The organism is Lactobacillus iners (genome assembly GCF_011058775.1).
GTDB classification, from domain to species: Bacteria; Bacillota; Bacilli; order Lactobacillales; family Lactobacillaceae; genus Lactobacillus; species Lactobacillus iners.
In genome coordinates this window covers 701626-719654 of sequence record NZ_CP049230.1, presented here as the reverse complement: position 1 = coordinate 719654, position 18029 = coordinate 701626, and the positions used below count along the sequence as shown (strand labels likewise).

Sequence of the window (18029 nt, the reverse complement as noted above, 5' to 3'; positions counted from 1 at the left end):
GTTTTAGTTTTTAACAGTTATTTTTTTGTAAATTACGTCAATAATTATTGCAGCTAATAAGCTAAAAAGAATGGCTAATCCAATTTCTGATAATGCTAATTGCTGAATGCCTAGACCTATTGTTGTTATTATTAATGTAATGACTATATTGATTAATTGTGTAATATATACATATTTTGAAGGCAAGCTTTGCCAGAAATATGTTTTGGATCTAGTAATTAAAACTAGTAGCATAGCACTAAAAACTAAATAAATATATATAATAGCTCCTATTTTTGCAGGGGCTATTTGTTTTTGAGTGCAAAAGTACAATAAAGCTAGACCTGACAACATAAAACCACTAGCTAGAGAGAATGCTCGTTTAGCTAATTTTAATATATCCCAATTTTCTGGATGATAACTTACATAGGTATTATCAGTTCCAATCATCATTGTGACCATATTATTCATGATTGTATATATTACCATTGCATTTAGTGCCATCGGAATATAATTTAAGCAAATAAACCCTATGGTTAAAAGCATTGTTAATTCTGCTGTTCTTGATAATTTGGTAAGTGACCAAGTAGTCATGCGATGATAAACTCGATGACCAGCATCTAAAATTTTAATAATCGGTGATAAACCGTCTTGCAATAAAACCATTTTGCTACTTTTCTTGGCAATATCGGTTGCATTATGCATAGCAATGCCAACTTCGGCTTGTTTTAATGCAGGAGCATCATTAACGCCATCACCAGTCATCCCAACTATAAAGCCTTTTTGTTGTAACAATTTTACTATAAATAGTTTATCTTCTGGTAATACATCAGCAATTCCGGCTAGTTCATGAATATTTAGATTTTCGGTGAAATTATTAATTGAGATTACTTCACCTTGTAATCCAACTTGAGCAGCTATACTTTGTGCAGTTTTTTGATTATCGCCAGTTAGCATAATGGCTTTGATGCCACGATTTTTAATTTCTTGTAATGTTGTGATAGCATCAGGGCGAATTGTATCTTTTAGGATGAAAATCCCAGCTAATTTATTATTGATTAAGAAAGCTACGCTACGTCCGTTTTCAAAATTTATTTGACCAATTTTTTCAATTGACGTTGTATCCAATTGGGAAAGTTGTTTAAAAGAACCTAATTTTAAGTCTAAATTACCAACTTGAGCCTGTGAATAGCCTTTATCAGATGTAAATGAAATATACTTATCTGCTTTAATTAGTTTAATATTTTTCTGCTTGAGAAAAGTAAATATAGCATCGTCAATAATCCCACTATTTTTTTCGTCTAAGGTAGCACTAACATATGATAGAACTTCTTTGTCAGCTTTTTGGCATAAGTTGTACCATTTAAAAACAGATGTTTTATTTTCAGTAATTGTACCTGTCTTATCCAATAAAAGTAAATTTAGATTAGCTGCATCTTGAATGCCAGTTAAGTCAGCTGTTAAAACACCTTCTTGACTTAATTTAGTAGCTTCAAAAGAGTTAGAGAGTGCAAATGTTGATGGCATAGCGACAGGAATAGAAGCTATAAACATCATCGCTAAGAAGGGAAGCATATCTAAAATATTTTTACCATGAATAATTGCAAAAAAGATTAAAATTAAAGTTAAAATCCCATCTAATAGGCAAAGATAATATATTATTTCGGTTAAAAGTTTTTGTAAATGACCAGGAGCTGCGGAAGTATTGATTAAGTTGATAGTTTTACCGTTGCGTGAATTTTTTCCTGTAGCAATAATAGTTGCTAAAGCTTCGCCTTTGATAACTATACTTCCACCAAAAATGGTTTCTGTTTCTTTTTTGTCAATTAGGTTGCTTTCACCACTTATGGCACTTTGGTCTACTTGAAGATTTCCTTGTACAAGTTTGGCATCTGCACCTAATATATCACCCTTTTTTAAACTAATTAAATCGCCCACAACTAAAAATTTTGCATCAATTTGCTTCCAAATATTATCTCTTTTAACGATAACTAGGGGATTTAATTTGTGGGCAATCATATTAAGTACTTTACGTGATTTCTTTTTCTGTGTAGCTCCGTTAAATGCTGCAAATAATAGCATTAAGAGTACAAAAAATGATTGGATCCATTTACCTAAAAAACATTCTAGTATTAAAGCAGCTTCCAATATCCAAGCAGATATATTCCATAATTTAGAAGCAAATGCTTGCCAAAAATTGTATTTTGGATCTGGTACATCATTTAGACCATCAATGTTCAAACGCTTATCTGCTTCTTTTTGTGTTAAACCTTTAATTTCCATAAAAACCTCAAACTTTTTCAAATGCATGACTATTAGATAAGTTTAACGCATATTTTAATTTTTAACAAAAATCTTTTATTGCCATTTAAATGAAAATTGATATAATTGGTAGTGTCACACATGGTGAGTTGGCAGAGTGGTAATGCACCGGACTCGAAATCCGGCGAACCGATTTTATCGGCGCGCAGGTTCAAATCCTGTACTCACCTTAAGATTTGAGGAGGTTATCATTTGGATGTTAACCTCTTTTAGTTTTTTACTAGCTTTACATAAAAAAGATTATGTGTAGATGGAATTTTATCATGGAATTATTTATATTGATTTTAGTATTTTGGCATCTTGTAATGATTAATAAGATGCAAAATATGGATGATGTAACCAAAATGTCAAAAGAGGTAACTGTAAAATTTAAGTTGCTATGGAAAATTATAACCTATGTATTTTCGCCTATTGATATTATGTTAGCTTGTATATTTGTCAGTACGATTTTATGGATAAATGGAAATACGAAGTTAGCATGTTGGTTTTTATTATCGCTGATTTTGACTGATGTAGTAGGGATAGCATTAAAAATTGCAATCAAGCAAAAAAGACCGACCAATAGCATATGTCATAGGAAAGGTTATAGTTTTCCTAGTGGTCATGTTTTATCAGCTATGACTTTAATATATTTGCTGATTTTTACTTTTAATCTCGAAAAAAATATAATTTTGGTTTGCATATTTATTACAATTTTGCTGGGTATTATTTCGTCGCGAATTTTTTTAAGGCAACATCATTTACTAGACGTTATAGCTTCTTTAGTTTTAAGCAGAATTTGTTTTTTGATAGCTATTTTTATATGGCGAATTTTGTAATTAATTATTTTAGCATTTACATATTGACAATCTAGGACTAAAATATTGACTGTAAGTTAAGTGGGTGTTAATCCCAAGTGACGATAGAATAGGTTATATTTTAATCTTTTCTTCGCCTCGATTATAAGGAGGACTTTTTAAATAATGTTAAAATCAGTAATTGAAAATGTTCATGGTAGAGAAATTTTTGATTCACGTGGTAACCCAACTGTGGAAGCACAAGTTACACTTTCAAATGGTGTTGTAGCTATTGCTGAAGTTCCATCAGGTGCTTCAACTGGTGAAAATGAAGCTGTTGAATTACGTGATGGTGATTCACGTCTTGGTGGTAAAGGTGTTATGAAGGCTGTTAACAACATTAACACTGAAATTAATGCTGCATTAAAAGGTATGGATCCATATAACCAAGCATTAATTGATCAAACTATGATTGACTTGGATGGTACTCCAAACAAGGGTCGCTTAGGTGCTAATGCTATTTTGGGCGTTTCTATGGCTGTTGCACGTGCTGCTGCTTTAGATTGTCACCAACCATTATATAGATATCTTGGTGGAACTGATCTTGAAATGCCACAAACTTTCCACAATGTTATTAATGGTGGTGAGCATGCTGATAATGGTATCGATATTCAAGAGTTTATGATTACTCCTGTTAAGAAGACATCATTCCGCGATGGTTTTGAAAAGATTGTTAATACATACCACACTTTGAAGAAAGTGCTTGAAGAAATGGGTTATGAAACTGGTTTAGGTGATGAAGGTGGTTTTGCACCTAACATGAAGAACTCTGAAGAAGCATTAAAAGCATTGCACGAAGCTATTATTAGAGCAGGTTACAAGCCTGGTGAAGATATTGCAATTGCATGTGACTGTGCTGCATCATACTTCTACAACAAAGAAGACGGTAAGTATCACTTGGAAGGTAAAGTATTAGATGATGAGGAATTAGCAGAATACTACGATAAGTTGTTAGCAGAATTCCCAGAATTAATCTCTATGGAAGATCCTTATGATGAAAATGATGTTGAAGGTATGGTTAAATTTACTCAAACTCATAAAGATCGTTTACAAATTGTTTTGGATGACTTCATTTGTACTAACCCTAAACTTTTAAACAAAGCTATTCATGAAGGTGCTGGTAATGCATCATTAATTAAATTGAATCAAATTGGTTCTGTTACTGAAACATTGGAAACTGTTCGTCTTTCACGTAAGAATGGTTACAACACTATGATTTCTCACCGTTCAGGTGAAACTGGTGATACATTCATTGCTGACTTTGCTGTTGCAGTTAATGGTGGTCAATTAAAGACTGGTGCTCCAGCTCGTTCAGAACGTGTTGAGAAGTACAACCAATTATTAAGAATTGAAGAAGAACTTGGTGCTGGCGAAAGATTAGCATTCTTCCCTGATAATGTTGATTTGGATTAGTTTATAGCTTAATTAGTAAAAAAACTTCCTACTTTTAGTGGGAAGTTTTTTTGCAATATTATTTTTATACCAGTATAATGTTAATACGTATATTGATGTTAATTACCATTTTTAGCAAAAAGGAGCTTTAATTATATGTTATCTATAGATGAAATACAATCTCCTGAGTTTGATATGAAATATTTTTATGATGTGGATGATTTGGGAGCAACATTTTACGATGATAAAATAAAATTACGCTTATGGGCCCCAACAGCTGAGAAAGTTTGTGTTAATTTATTTGCTAATTATCAAAGTGATGCACCTAAATTAGCTTCATTGGAAATGGCAAAGTCAGAAAAGGGCACGTGGCTTATTTTTTTAGATAAAAAATATTATGGAAAAGCTTATACATATTGTTTGACATTTGACAATTTTACCACTGAAACAGTGGATCCATATATTCAAATGGTCACAATTAATGGCAAATATGGTGTCTTATCTGATGCCAATAAGATAAAACCTGAAAACTTCGATAGGATGTCACCTTTTTCTAAGGCTACAGACGCTATTATTTACGAAACTAGTGTGCGAGATTTTACAATCGATGTTAATTCGGGTGTTAAAAATAAGGGTAAATTTTTGGGGATGATAGAGTCTGACACTGAAACACCATTAGGTTTATCAAGTGGGTTGGATTATTTAAAAAAATTAGGTATCACTCATGTCCAATTTATGCCGATATATGACTTTGGAAGTATTGATGAGTCTATTCCTGATGCATATAATTGGGGCTACGACCCTGCAAATTATAATGTTCCTGAAGGTAGTTTTGCTTCAGATCCAGCAGATCCAGCTAGTCGTATTATGGAAATGAAACAGATGATTAAGGGATTGCACGATGCTGGCTTACGAGTAAGTGTGGATGTCGTATATAATCATGTTTACATTCGGAGAATGCATGCCTTAGAAAAAACTGTTCCAGGTTATTTCTTTCAATATCGTGACGGAAAACCCACTAATGGTTCAGCATGTAGAAATGATGTTGCCAGTGAGCGGTTAATGTGTAGAAAATACATATATGATTCTGTTATGTATTGGGCTAAGGAATATAAATTAGACGGCTTTCGTTTTGATTTGATGGGTATATTAGATGTAGATACTATGAATCAAATTAAGCGTGGGCTTAATGAGATAGATCCAAGCATTCTTGTTTATGGTGAAGGATGGGATATGCGTCAGACTAATCATGAAATTGGTGCAGGACAATATAATGCAAATAAATTGCCAGGAATTAGTTTCTTTAGTGATGATTTCAGAGATAGTATACGTGGTTCTGAATTTGCTGGTGTAGAGCCTGGTTTAGTATTTGATATGGATCATTATGGATATTATCGAGCTTCTAGAATGTTTATTGCTGGTTTCTTAGGTGGAAAATTTTATAGTTCTTTATCAAATCATCCTTATCAGTCACCTATGCAGACCATTAATTATGTAGAATGTCATGATAATTATACATTATTTGATAAATTGAAATTATTGATGCCTAATATTAATGAAAAGGAAATTCATCGTCGAGCAAAGTTAGCTTTAGCTATGGCGATTTTGGCTGAAGGTATTCCTTTTATTAATAGTGGTCAAGAAGCTTTTAGAACTAAACAAGGAGATCCTAATAGTTATAGTAGTGGCGATCAGATTAATAAAATTGACTGGAATAGGATGTCAAAAAATAAAGATGATGTTTTATATCTCAGTGAATTATTAAAAATACGCAAGAAATATGATGTTTTTAGGTTAGATGATTATAGTGAAATTGAAAAGCGAATCAAGTTATTAATTGCTGGGCAAAATGGCCTATTTGCATTTAGCTATGATCAGAATATTATCGTTATTTTTAATGTGTTTAATGATCAGAAAACAAATTTAGGTCTTGATATGACAGGATTTAAGAAGATATTTTCAAGTGATGCAGATCAAGATTGTCACACAGTTGCACCGTTGTCTGTAAATGTATTTGTTCGTAAGTAGTAGAAGGAGAATAATATTTGATTACAGTTAATAATTTAAGCCTTAATATGGCAGGTCATACACTATATGAAGACGTTAATTTGAAATTCACTCCTGGTAATTGTTATGGAATTATCGGAGCTAATGGTGCAGGTAAATCAACTTTTTTGAAATTACTTGAAGGAAAAATTGAGCCAACTACAGGTAGTATAACAATTGGAGCAAATGAACGTATTTCTAGTTTAAATCAGGATCACTTTGCATTTGAAGCATTTACTGTTATGGAAACAGTTATTCAAGGTCATAAGCAATTGTACGATGTTATGAAGCAAAAAGATGCCTTATATGCAAAAGCTGATTTTAGTGATGCTGATGGGGTTTTGGCTGCTGAATTGGAGACTAAATTTGCAGAACTCGATGGATGGAATGCTGAAGCAGATAGTGCTAAATTGTTGCAATCATTAGGCGTTGCTGAAGAGTTGCATCAAACTATGATGTCAGAGTTACCAGAATCTGTTAAAGTTAAAGTTTTATTAGCACAGGCATTATTTGGTAATCCTGATATATTATTGCTAGATGAGCCTACTAATGGTTTGGATGTTCACACTATTGAATGGCTGGAGAATTTTTTAGCTAACTATGAAAATATTGTTATGGTAGTATCACATGATAGACACTTTCTTAATCAAGTGTGTACACAAATGTGTGATGTTGATCGAGGAAAAATCCAATTATATGTTGGAAACTATGATTTTTGGTATGAATCAAGTAAATTAGCTACTGAATTAGCAAATAATCAGAATGCTAAAAAAGAAGAGAAAATCAAAGAATTACAAACTTTTATAGCAAGATTTTCTGCCAATGCATCTAAATCAAAGCAGGCAACATCACGCAAAAAGCAATTAGAAAAGATCACTCTTGATGATATTAAACCCTCTTCACGTAAATATCCATATATCAAATTTGATATGCATAGAGAATTGGGCAATGATTTGGTTAAAGTTGAAAATGTATCGTATAGTGTAGATGGTCGTAAGATTTTGGATAATGTTACATTTTCTGTACGTCCAGGTGATAAAGTCGCATTTATATCACGTAATACAGTTGCTATTTCGATATTATTGCAGATTATTGCTGGTAAATTAGAGCCAGATACAGGTAGTGTTACTTGGGGTCAAACTACAGCTTTTAATTATTTATCTCGAGATTTAAATGCTAATTTTAATGATAGTGAATTGACTATTTTAGATTGGTTACGTCAATATGCAAGTAAGGAACAAGAAGATAATACATTTTTACGTGGATTTTTAGGTAGAATGTTATTTTCTGGTGATGAAATAGATAAAAAGATCAAAGTTTTATCTGGTGGTGAAAAAGTTAGGTGTCAATTATCTAGGTTGATGTTGCAACCATCTAATGTCCTAATTTTAGATGATCCTACCAATCATTTAGATTTGGAATCTATTACTGCTTTGAACGAGGCCTTAAAGGCTTATTCTGGTTCGATTTTATTTACATCACATGACCATGAGTTTATTCAGACGATAGCTAACCATATTGTGGAAGTTGGATCTAAAGGCATTGTATCTAGACAAGATATTACTTACGATGAATTTATAGACCATGAAATTGTTCAACAACAGATCAAAGACATTTATTAATTTATATGCTTGACAGTATATTTTAAAACATGTAAAATAAATACAATAATTATTTTTAAACATTATGTTAGCAGAGTAGAAGTGATATTTGTTCTCAGAGAGCTTACGACTGGTGAAAGTAAGTAACGATTAGCTTCGAACATGGGCTAATAGAAAGTGGCAATAACGAATTTTTAGTTATTGACGGGGTTGTTTTCGTTAATCAAACAAGGTAATTCTCATATTATTGGGAGCTACTTGCTGAGATTGATTATGTGAGTAATCAGTAAATAAAGGTGGTAACGCGAGCATTCGTCCTTTTGGATGAGTGCTCTTTTTGTTTACTCAAATAAATACGAAATAATGGATAAAAATAAGGATTGATATTAAGGGGGATTATTATGGCAAAGCAAATTTCGTTAAAAGATATATCTGTAATTTTTGATGGAAATGTTGCAGTAGATAAAGTTAGTTTACAAGTTGAAAAAGGTGATATTTATGGTGTTATCGGATTTTCTGGTGCAGGTAAATCAACTTTAGTCCGTACTATTAATTTATTGCAAAAACCTACTAGTGGTTCGATTACTGTAACAAATGACATTTTGTTTGAAGATGGAAAACAGAAGATTGATGCTAAACAATTACAGGAGAAACGTAGAAAAATTGGTATGATCTTCCAGCACTTTAATTTGCTTAATGAAGCTAAAGTAATTGATAATGTAGCCTTTGCATTAAAGCATTCGCAATTATCTGAAAAAGAAATTCATACTAAGTGTTTACATTTATTAGAATTAGTTGGATTGCAGGATAAGGCAAATTTTTATCCTGCTCAACTATCTGGCGGTCAACAACAGCGTGTTGCAATTGCAAGAGCATTAGCTAATGATCCAGATATATTGATATCTGATGAAGCAACTAGTGCTTTAGATCCTAAGACAACCAATCAGATTTTAGATTTGCTATATGAATTGAATCAAAAATTACAATTAACGATAGTTTTAATTACACATGAGATGGATGCTGTAAAAAGAATAGCTAATAAAGTTGCTGTAATGGAAGATGGTAAATTAATAGAAAATGGTAACCTGCTTGATGTATTTTTACATCCTAAACGGAAATTAACCAAACAATTTGTAGGTGGTGCGTTAGAAGTTCAACATATTTTGAATACCTATAGCTTAAATGAAATTGCACCAAATGATCAATTATACCAATTAGTTTATGGTATCGATGATGTTACAAAGTCTGTAGTAGCTGATTTAGATGAAAAAGTAGGTACTAAAGCAAGCATCTTGTACGGAAATGTTGAAGTATTAGGCGGAAAATTAATTGGTACTTTGGCAATTTTGCTCAAATTAGATGCTAATAAAGAGCAAGAAGCTTTGCAATTTTTGAGAGATAGAAATGTGATTGTAACTAAATTGGATAAGGATGTGTTAAGAAATGTTTAATATACTTGAAAAATATTTACCTAATGTTGTAGCTCAAGGATGGAGCGGCGATGCCGGTTGGCAAACAGCCATTTTACAAACCTTATATATGACTTTCTGGTCAGCATTATTTGGCGGATTACTTGGTTTAGTCTTTGGTCTTGGTTTGGTGTTAACCAGACAAAAAGGTATCTTGGAAAATAAATTGCTTTTTAGCATTATTGATAAAACTGTTTCAGTATTTAGAGCAGTACCATTTATTATTTTATTGGCCTTTGTTGCTCCATTTACTAAGGCGTTGGTTCATACTCAAATCGGCGAAACAGCTGCATTAGTACCATTAACTTTGGGTGTTTTTCCATTTTTTGCACGTCAAGTGCAAGTTGCATTAGAAAGTGTTGATCTTGGTAAAATTGAAGCTGCTCAAGCATTAGGTGCTACGACGCTCGATTTGATATTTGATGTATATTTAAAAGAAAGTCGCAGTGAACTAATTAGAGTATCAACGGTTACTTTGATTAGTCTAGTTGGATTAACTGCTATGGCAGGTGCAGTAGGAGCTGGCGGTTTGGGAAATACTGCAATTTCCTACGGTTATAATAGATTTAATAATGATGTAACTTTTGTAGCAACTATATTGGTATTACTATTAGTATTAATTATTCAATTAGTTGGAGATTATTTAGCTGTTAAATTTAATCATCAAGAACGGTAACGAGGTCAAGCTATTTTACATAAAATAGCTTGGCTTTTTTATGTTTTATATAATAAAGTGTTAAGTCATTTTATTAATTTTATGTTAAAATTTTAAATGTAATAATTTATGTGAGGTGGCTAATGAGTAAGAAAAATAGTAATATGAAACACGAAAATTGCTCCAGTAATAAATGTCATACCTTATCACATCATCATCATATGCGTATTAGATGGCATGAGTTTTTTAACAGTAAAAGTTCAACTTTAGCTAAAGAAGCAACATTATCTGAAAGGTCTGTTATTGTTGGTCATGTAGGTATGATGTTGCTATCGTTTGGAACTGGTGCATGGAGAGTAAGATCTGCTATGAATACCATGGCTCGTAACTTAAATATGACTTGTAGTGCTGATATAGGGCTAGTATCATTAGAGTACACTTGTGTTGATGAATTTGGTCACAGTTATACGCAAGCCTTGAGTTTACCATCTACGGGCGTTAATACTGCTAAACTTAATAAAATGGAAGCATTTGTCAGTCAATTTGAAAAAGATCATGGTAATTGGACAATAGAAAAAATTCATAATACATTAGAAGAAATTACTAAACAAAAAGCTTCATATCAACCATGGCAAGTAGCACTTGCTTCTGGAATTGCTTGTGGTGGATTTACATTCTTGCTGGGTGGTGGAATTTTTGAAGTTATTTATGCTTTTTTCGGTGCTATGGCGGGAAATTATGCTCGGCGTAAGATGATTGATAAGCGTATGACTGTTTTAGCAAATGTAATAGTTGGAGTTTTAGTAGCATGTTGTGTCTATGCTTTAGCTTTTTATATAAGTAATCTTTTCATGCATGTCAGTGCTAGACATTTAGATGGCTATATCGGTGCTATGTTGTTTGTGATACCAGGTTTTCCTTTCATTACTTCTGGATTAGATATCTCTAAAGTTGATATGCGTTCTGGTTTGGAAAGAATGGCATTTGCATCTATGATTATTGTAGTTGCTACAGCAGTAGGATGTATAATTGCTCTTGTCTTACATTTGCATCCACAAGATTTCTTACCTTTAAACTTAGAACCAGTTATTTTAACTATCTTACGTTTATTTGCTAGTTTTTGTGGTGTGTTTGGTTTCTCGATCATGTTTAATACTGAAGTTAAGATGGCTATGCTAGCTGCTGTATTTGGTGCTATTGCGAATACTATGCGACTTAGTTTGGTTGATTTTGTAAATTGGCCACCTGCTTTGGCAGCCTTTTTAGGAGCATTTTTAGCAGGTATCTTGGCATCGATAGTTCGAAAGAAAATTGGTTATCCTAGAATAGCGTTGACAGTTCCAGCGATTGTTATTATGGTTCCAGGATTATATATGTATCGAGCAATGTTTAATTTGACTTTAGCATCGTTTGTGCAGGGTGAAATTTGGTCTATTAAGGCATTGTTGATTGTGATCAGTTTACCTTTAGGATTAATTACTGCACGTATTTTAACAGATCCTAAGTGGCGTCATGCAGGATAAATAAATCATACTTACTAAAAAAGCCTTTTTGTGCCTTAACACAAAATAGGCTTTTTATTTATCTAATAAATCACAAAAAGTTGCATTCGTGAGTGTTGCCAAATCGGTAGGGTTTAATTTAACGCTTCTACCAACTTCACCGCTTGAAACAGCAACTAATGGTTCATTTTTCATACTATTGTCCAAAAAAATCGGATAATGAAATTTTTCATAAATTCCTATAGGAGTATTGGCACCGTGAACGTATCCTGTAGTTGATAAAAGTTTCTTTAGAGGTAATAGTTCACATTTTTTATTATTTGAGATAGTTGCCAATTTTTTCATACTTAAATGTTCAGTAACGGGAACTACTGCTATAATAGGTGAATTTTGGTTACCTTCACAAACAAGAGTTTTGTAGACCAAATGTTCATCTTCAGCTAAAATAGTAGTATCAATCTGCTTAACATCACCATGTTGAGTAACGTTGAATTGAAGTTGGCTATAAGGTATTTTATGTTGATCTAAGATTTTTTCGACCAAAGTTTTCTTTAAATTTTGTTTTTTATTTTTTTTCGACATTTTTATCACCACTAGCTATAATAAAACATAAATTTAAAAAAAGTCAAAAGGAAGTATAAAATTGCAATTAAATGGTGTTCAAATTATGTGTTCTAGTGAGTTGGAAGAGCCACTCACTTATTTTTTGCAAAGCGATTTAGCAGCAAAAGGAATTGAAGTGCGTCGTAGAAGTGATTTTGATGACGTATTAACTGCTAATATCTTAGCTCAAGATGCTAATGAAATTCCTGATGATATGGAATTGACAGCTTATTTTGCAATTGGAATTGAAATAAGTGACATAATTTCTCAAATAAAAGCAAAGTTATTAGAGCTAAAAAACTATGGGTTCAAAACTGATAACGTTGAATTTAAAGTCATTCAAGTTTGTGATAAAATGTGGCAAAATCAGTGGGAAAAATTTTATCATAGAGTTGATTTCTCACGTAGTTTAGCCATAGTACCTGAATGGGAATGTCCTAAACCATTAAATCCTCATCAAATTGTTATTAAAATGAATCCTAAGCAAGCTTTTGGTACAGGTACACATATTACTACCCAATTGATGTTGATGGTTATGGAACGTGTATTACTTAGTGAGATGTCTGTGTTAGATGTAGGAACTGGATCGGGTATTTTATCTATAGTTGCGTCCAAATTTGGTGCATCTAATGTTTGTGCTACAGATATCTCTGATGATGCAATAGCTTCAGCTAAAAAAAATCTGGCTTTGAATGATATTGACAATGTTGAATTAAAACAAGCCAATTTATTAACGGGCGTAAAGGGGAAATATGATTTAATTTTGGCTAATATGTTAGCAGAGATTTTGTATCAGCTAATTCCTCATTTATCTGATCACTTGGCTCGCAATGGTAGTGTAATTATGTCTGGGATTGATTGTGAGCAGCTATCTAGAATAGAAAAGTTACTATCTGAAAATGGATTTACTGTTAATTTGAAAATACAAGAAAAAAGATGGTTTTGTATCTTAGTAAGTCAAAAATCAAATTAAGTGATAAAATTATAAAAAAGAAAAAAGGTTGAGTGTATGAAAAAAGTTTTACATAAAATATCAGAAATTATATCTGTTGAATTTTGGCACAAATTAAATCAGAAAAGTTATATGTCTATTGTATTTTTGGCAATGTTTTGTATCATTTTAAGTCTTTTGTGTTCATTGGCACATTTAAGAAAAGTATGGTTAGTAGCACTTATTTTTCTTATTTTTAATAGTTATATATCATTTCAAATAGGGTGCTTGATTGACTTTCATAAACTTAGCAAAAAATGGTTATTATTTTTTCCAATTATTTTTGCCTTAATGGTTACTATTCATTTTGCAAAATATAATTATTTCTTTTGTTTAATTTATTTATGTTTTGAACTTTTTGGTTTATGGCATAACGATCTGTATCAGGTTAGAAAATAGGGTGATAAAATGTCTAAATATGTGGAAATGACACACGATGAGGTTATGGCAGCGTGTAAAAAATATATGAATGAAGAACATGTAGCATTTGTCGAAAAAGCATATGCTTTTGCCAAAGATGCACATGAGGGTCAATTTAGAGAATCAGGGCAACCATATATAATTCATCCAACTCAAGTTGCTGGTACTTTAGCTAGTTTGGGTTTAGATCCGGATACAGTTGCTGCGGGGTATTTGCATGATACTGTGGAAGATACACCCGTAACTAATGAAGATATCAAAAAAGAATTTGGTAAAGATGTTGCTTTTATTGTCGAAGGCGTTACTAAATTAAAAAAAATAAAATATAAATCGAAAACTCATGAAGAGTATTTAGCAGACAATCATCGAAAAATGTTAATTGCAATGGCTAAAGACTTACGTGTAATTATGGTTAAATTAGCAGATCGTTTGCACAACATGCATACTTTGGATCATTTGCGACCTGATAAACAACGACGCATTGCTGATGAAACATTGGATATTTATGCCCCACTAGCTGATAGATTAGGTATTGGAACAATTAAGTGGGAATTAGAAGATATGAGCTTGCACTATTTAAATCCCCAACAATATTATCGGATTGTTAATCTCATGCAGTCTAAACGTAGTGAACGTGAAAGATATATTTCCAGTGCTATTTCTACCTTAAAGGCTAATTTAGATGATTTAGGTATAAAGTATGAAATTTTTGGTCGACCTAAACATATATATTCAATTTATAAAAAGATGGTCAACAAACATAAAGAATTTAGTGAGATCTATGATTTGTTGGCAGTTAGAGTTATTGTAAAAACCGTTCGTGATTGTTATGCGGTTTTGGGAGCTGTGCATACCAAATGGACACCAATGCCAGGAAGATTTAAGGATTATATTGCGGTGCCTAAAGCTAATGGATATCAATCCTTGCATACTACGATTATTGGACCTGGTGGTAAACCGCTGGAAATACAAATTAGAACGGAAAAAATGCATCAGATTGCAGAATATGGTGTTGCTGCACATTGGGCATATAAAGAAGGTGTACAAACTGCAGTAACTGAAACTCCATCAAGTAAGAAAATTGATATGTTCCGTGAGATTCTTGAATTGCAAGATGAAACTAAGGATTCTCATGAATTTATGAATAGTGTTAAGACTGATATTTTTTCTGATAGAGTTTATGTTTTTACTCCTAAAGGTGATGTTTATGAACTTCCTAAGGGATCTGTACCATTAGACTTTGGTTATATGATTCATTCGGAAGTAGGTGCCCATTCTGTAGGAGCTAAAGTTAATGACAAAATAGTTCCTTTGGATTACCAATTAAAAAATGGTGATGTAGTAGAAATGCTGACGCAAAGTAGTGCCACACCATCTAGAGATTGGATAAAATTAGTAAAAACTTCTAGTGCTCGTAATAAGATAAAACGATTTTTCAAGTCTGAAGATCGTGAGAAAAATATCGAAAAAGGTATTGAATTGGTTGAACAAGAGTTACAAACACGTGGTTTATCATCCAAAACTTATATGGATAAGTCGCACGTCAATACTGTAATTGAGCATTTTAATTATCATAATGAAGAAGAATTATTTGCAGCAGCTGGATTTGGTGAGATATCACCTGCAAGTATCGTTAATCGGTTGACACAAGATTTACGTAAACGTGAAGAAAATGAGCGTAAACGTCAATTAGAAGCAGAAATTATGAATGCCGGACAGCAGAAAATTAATCCGGTTTCTGAAAAGCACGAATCTTCTAATGGAGTTATGTATATTAAGCATAATAATGGTGTAATGATTCAAGGCGTTTCAGATTTAATGTTGCGGTTAGCAAAATGCTGCAATCCTGTTCCAGGCGATGAAATCGTCGGTTATGTTACTAAGGGGCGTGGTGTTACTGTCCATCGAGCTGATTGTCGCAATATTAATGGAGCTGCTAAATCACAAGGTCGATTAATTGAAGTTGCTTGGGAGAATATCGGTGAAAATAATACAGCAGAAAACTTTAATGCTGATATTGAAATCTACGGCTTTTCTAGATCTAAATTTTTAAGCGATGTGATTAATGCTCTAAACTCTAAGACCAAAAATATTATCAATATTTCAGGTAAAACAGATAATAATAATATGGCACATATTTATGCGACTGTTTCAGTGAGGGATACCGCACATTTAGAGGAAATCATGGGACGATTACGTGATATCGCAAATGTATACGAAGTAAAAAGGTCTGTTAATTAATGAGAGTAGTAGTTCAAAGAGTTTTACAAGCAAAAGTAGAAATTGATAAAGAAGAAATAAGTTCAATTGATAAGGGGATGTTACTTCTCGTAGTCATTGGCATGGATGATACGAGAGATATTGTTAAAAAAATGGCAGCTAAGATCTCAAAAATTCGTATTTTTGAAGATAATTGTGGTAAAACTAATTTAAACATCCACGAAGTTAATGGGAAAATCTTAAGTGTTAGCCAGTTTACTTTGTTAGCAGATACCAAGAAGGGCAATAGACCCAGCTTTGTTAATGCTATGAAGCCCCCAATGTCCTTAGATTTGTTTAATTATTTCAATGAATGTTTAGTTAATGACGGTAATGTTGTTGAAAGAGGGCAATTTGGTGCGGATATGCAAGTAAGTCTAATTAATGATGGTCCTATGACGATAGTTTTAGATTTATAAAAAATGTCTTGATGTTTGACATTAGTACATAAAAAAAGTAAGATAATTAATAATTATTAATGACGAAGAATGAGACTAGCGGTATTGCAGAGAGTACTTGTTTGGTGAAAAAGTACATAGCATGAGTCGTGACCCTTCAGCAGATAATGTCGTATGGCGAGCGTTAATCGTAGCATTTTTAGAGGTGGTACCGTGCATGAAAGCACCCTTGTCTTGTAAGGGGTGCTTTTTAGTTTGGAGGTAATAATGCGAGTTCAAAAACCAAAAGGAACAGTTGATATTCTACCTGATACATCATATCAATGGGATAAAGTAGAAAATATAGCTAAAAATTTTTTTAGAAAAGCTAATTATCAAGAAATAAGAACACCAATGTTTGAAAATTATGAGATATTTTCACGTTCCAGTGGGGAATCATCTGATGTAGTAGAAAAAGAAATGTATGATTTTATGGATAAAGGTGATAGACATATTGCTTTACGACCTGAAGGTACAGCAGGTGTAGTAAGAGCGTATGTGGAAAATAAACTTTACGGACCTGAATATCCTAAACCGTATAATGTTTTTTATATTGCTTCAATGTTTAGATATGAACGACCACAGGCAGGTAGACAGCGTGAATTTCATCAGATTGGTGTAGAAAGTTTTGGCTCTGATAATGCCTTGGCAGATGTTGAAACGATAGTTTTAGCACATGATTTGCTTTCTACTTTAGGTATAAAAAAGTATGAGTTACATATTAATTCTTTAGGTAATGAAGCTGTCAGAACGGCTTATCGTCAAGCCTTAGTAGATTATTTTACTCCTATTAAAGATAAGTTATCTGATGATTCACAACGTAGATTGAAAACTAATCCATTGAGAATATTAGATTCTAAAGATGAAGAAGATATAGAATTTGTAAGTAATGCACCGCGAATTAGAGATTACTTGGATGATGAATCTAAGAAAAATTTTGAATTTATCATTAGGACATTATCTGAACTAAAAATTGATTATGTGTTGGATGATGATTTGGTGCGTGGATTAGATTATTATACAGGTGTCATTTTTGAGTTTATGGTTGAAGACACTTCATTATGGCAGTCTAAGACTACCATTTTGGGTGGTGGTAGATATAACCATTTAGTTGAGGAATTTGATGGACCTAAAACACCAGCAGTTGGTTTTGGTATTGGTGAAGAAAGGTTAATGCTTGTATTAAAGGCTCAAAATCCTGAGCTATTAACTGATAGCAATATTGATTTTTATATTACCAATATTGGTGAAGAAACAATTACTAAAACTGTTGAAATAGCTAGAGAATTGAGAAAGCAAGGTCTCAAGGTTCAATATGATGTTGAACAAAAGAAGTTAAAAGCTCAATTTAAAAAAGCAGACAAAGCTAAAGCTAAGTATGTTATTACCTTAGGTGTTCAAGAAATTGAGGAGAATACATTAAATATTAAACGTCTTAGTGATGGTAAGAGTTATGCATTTAACATGGATGAGATTGCAAATGTGAATGATCTTTTGCAAAAATTGGAGAGATAATT

At 32.5% G+C, this 18029-nt stretch carries 14 protein-coding genes and 1 tRNA gene; 13 read left to right on the top strand and 2 right to left on the bottom strand.

Annotated elements, in window-relative coordinates; all coding sequences use genetic code 11:
* Positions 1-3 precede the first annotated feature (3 nt).
* Entirely contained in the window at positions 4-2262 is a 2259-nt protein-coding gene (locus G6Z82_RS03615) for an HAD-IC family P-type ATPase (RefSeq protein WP_006730215.1), read from the bottom strand.
* Positions 2263-2384: 122 nt separating this feature from the next.
* Between G6Z82_RS03615 and G6Z82_RS03610 the strand changes: the two genes are divergently transcribed.
* The 8 genes from G6Z82_RS03610 to G6Z82_RS03575 all read left to right on the top strand — a co-directional run bounded on the left by G6Z82_RS03610 (position 2385) and on the right by G6Z82_RS03575 (position 11823).
* A tRNA-Ser gene (locus G6Z82_RS03610) sits at positions 2385-2471 on the top strand.
* 93 nt (positions 2472-2564) lie between these two features.
* Positions 2565-3119 carry a phosphatase PAP2 family protein gene (locus G6Z82_RS03605; RefSeq protein ID WP_164785816.1) on the top strand — a complete coding sequence of 185 codons (555 nt, stop codon included), beginning with the start codon at positions 2565-2567 and terminating at the stop codon, positions 3117-3119.
* Positions 3120-3263: 144 nt separating this feature from the next.
* Entirely contained in the window at positions 3264-4550 is a 1287-nt protein-coding gene (eno, locus tag G6Z82_RS03600) for a phosphopyruvate hydratase (RefSeq protein WP_006729892.1), read from the top strand.
* Between the two features lie 135 nt (positions 4551-4685).
* A complete protein-coding gene (pulA, locus tag G6Z82_RS03595) occupies positions 4686-6557 on the top strand; it encodes a type I pullulanase (protein WP_164785815.1) in 1872 nt (623 codons plus the stop codon).
* A gap of 17 nt (positions 6558-6574) precedes the next feature.
* Positions 6575-8197: an ABC-F family ATP-binding cassette domain-containing protein gene (locus G6Z82_RS03590; protein WP_006735676.1), complete on the top strand. Its 1623-nt coding sequence runs from the start codon at positions 6575-6577 to the stop codon at positions 8195-8197.
* A 380-nt stretch (positions 8198-8577) separates the two neighbouring features.
* Positions 8578-9627 carry a methionine ABC transporter ATP-binding protein gene (locus G6Z82_RS03585; protein ID WP_006730142.1) on the top strand — a complete coding sequence of 350 codons (1050 nt, stop codon included), beginning with the start codon at positions 8578-8580 and terminating at the stop codon, positions 9625-9627.
* Positions 9620-10321 carry a methionine ABC transporter permease gene (locus G6Z82_RS03580; RefSeq protein ID WP_006729896.1) on the top strand — a complete coding sequence of 234 codons (702 nt, stop codon included), beginning with the start codon at positions 9620-9622 and terminating at the stop codon, positions 10319-10321. The genes G6Z82_RS03585 and G6Z82_RS03580 overlap by 8 nt, the downstream gene beginning before the upstream one ends.
* A 122-nt stretch (positions 10322-10443) precedes the next feature.
* Positions 10444-11823, top strand: coding sequence for a threonine/serine exporter family protein (locus tag G6Z82_RS03575; RefSeq protein WP_164785814.1), 1380 nt, complete (start codon positions 10444-10446; stop codon positions 11821-11823).
* A 54-nt stretch (positions 11824-11877) separates the two neighbouring features.
* Here G6Z82_RS03575 and G6Z82_RS03570 read toward each other — a convergent pair whose 3' ends face one another.
* The gene (locus tag G6Z82_RS03570) at positions 11878-12384 is read right to left on the bottom strand and encodes an aminoacyl-tRNA deacylase (RefSeq protein ID WP_006729898.1); all 507 of its coding nucleotides are present in this window, start codon (positions 12382-12384) and stop codon (positions 11878-11880) included.
* 61 nt (positions 12385-12445) lie between these two features.
* Here G6Z82_RS03570 and G6Z82_RS03565 point away from each other — a divergent pair, with 61 nt between their 5' ends.
* The 5 genes from G6Z82_RS03565 to hisS all read left to right on the top strand — a co-directional run bounded on the left by G6Z82_RS03565 (position 12446) and on the right by hisS (position 18027).
* Positions 12446-13378 carry a 50S ribosomal protein L11 methyltransferase gene (locus G6Z82_RS03565; protein ID WP_006730184.1) on the top strand — a complete coding sequence of 311 codons (933 nt, stop codon included), beginning with the start codon at positions 12446-12448 and terminating at the stop codon, positions 13376-13378.
* Positions 13379-13414: 36 nt separating this feature from the next.
* Positions 13415-13795, top strand: coding sequence for a hypothetical protein (locus G6Z82_RS03560; RefSeq protein WP_006729900.1), 381 nt, complete (start codon positions 13415-13417; stop codon positions 13793-13795).
* Between the two features lie 9 nt (positions 13796-13804).
* The gene (locus G6Z82_RS03555) at positions 13805-16057 is read left to right on the top strand and encodes a RelA/SpoT family protein (RefSeq protein WP_164785813.1); all 2253 of its coding nucleotides are present in this window, start codon (positions 13805-13807) and stop codon (positions 16055-16057) included.
* Positions 16057-16494: a D-aminoacyl-tRNA deacylase gene (dtd, locus tag G6Z82_RS03550; RefSeq protein WP_164785812.1), complete on the top strand. Its 438-nt coding sequence runs from the start codon at positions 16057-16059 to the stop codon at positions 16492-16494. The genes G6Z82_RS03555 and dtd overlap by 1 nt, the downstream gene beginning before the upstream one ends.
* Positions 16495-16740: 246 nt before the next feature.
* Positions 16741-18027, top strand: a complete 1287-nt coding sequence (gene hisS / locus G6Z82_RS03545) for a histidine--tRNA ligase (protein ID WP_006729903.1) — start codon at positions 16741-16743, stop codon at positions 18025-18027.
* Positions 18028-18029 lie beyond the last annotated feature (2 nt).

Bases quoted from the DNA above. Each gene is read 5' to 3' on its own strand.
- G6Z82_RS03555 (WP_164785813.1), top strand. From the start codon at position 13,805: ATGTCTAAATATGTGGAAATGACACACGATGAGGTTATGGCAGCGTGT.
- G6Z82_RS03605 (WP_164785816.1), top strand. From the start codon at position 2,565: ATGGAATTATTTATATTGATTTTAGTATTTTGGCATCTTGTAATGATT.
- G6Z82_RS03580 (WP_006729896.1), top strand. From the start codon at position 9,620: ATGTTTAATATACTTGAAAAATATTTACCTAATGTTGTAGCTCAAGGA.
- hisS (WP_006729903.1), top strand. From the start codon at position 16,741: ATGCGAGTTCAAAAACCAAAAGGAACAGTTGATATTCTACCTGATACA.
- eno (WP_006729892.1), top strand. From the start codon at position 3,264: ATGTTAAAATCAGTAATTGAAAATGTTCATGGTAGAGAAATTTTTGAT.
- G6Z82_RS03585 (WP_006730142.1), top strand. From the start codon at position 8,578: ATGGCAAAGCAAATTTCGTTAAAAGATATATCTGTAATTTTTGATGGA.
- pulA (WP_164785815.1), top strand. From the start codon at position 4,686: ATGTTATCTATAGATGAAATACAATCTCCTGAGTTTGATATGAAATAT.
- G6Z82_RS03615 (WP_006730215.1), bottom strand. From the start codon at position 2,262: ATGGAAATTAAAGGTTTAACACAAAAAGAAGCAGATAAGCGTTTGAAC.
- G6Z82_RS03570 (WP_006729898.1), bottom strand. From the start codon at position 12,384: ATGTCGAAAAAAAATAAAAAACAAAATTTAAAGAAAACTTTGGTCGAA.
- G6Z82_RS03560 (WP_006729900.1), top strand. From the start codon at position 13,415: ATGAAAAAAGTTTTACATAAAATATCAGAAATTATATCTGTTGAATTT.
- G6Z82_RS03575 (WP_164785814.1), top strand. From the start codon at position 10,444: ATGAGTAAGAAAAATAGTAATATGAAACACGAAAATTGCTCCAGTAAT.
- dtd (WP_164785812.1), top strand. From the start codon at position 16,057: ATGAGAGTAGTAGTTCAAAGAGTTTTACAAGCAAAAGTAGAAATTGAT.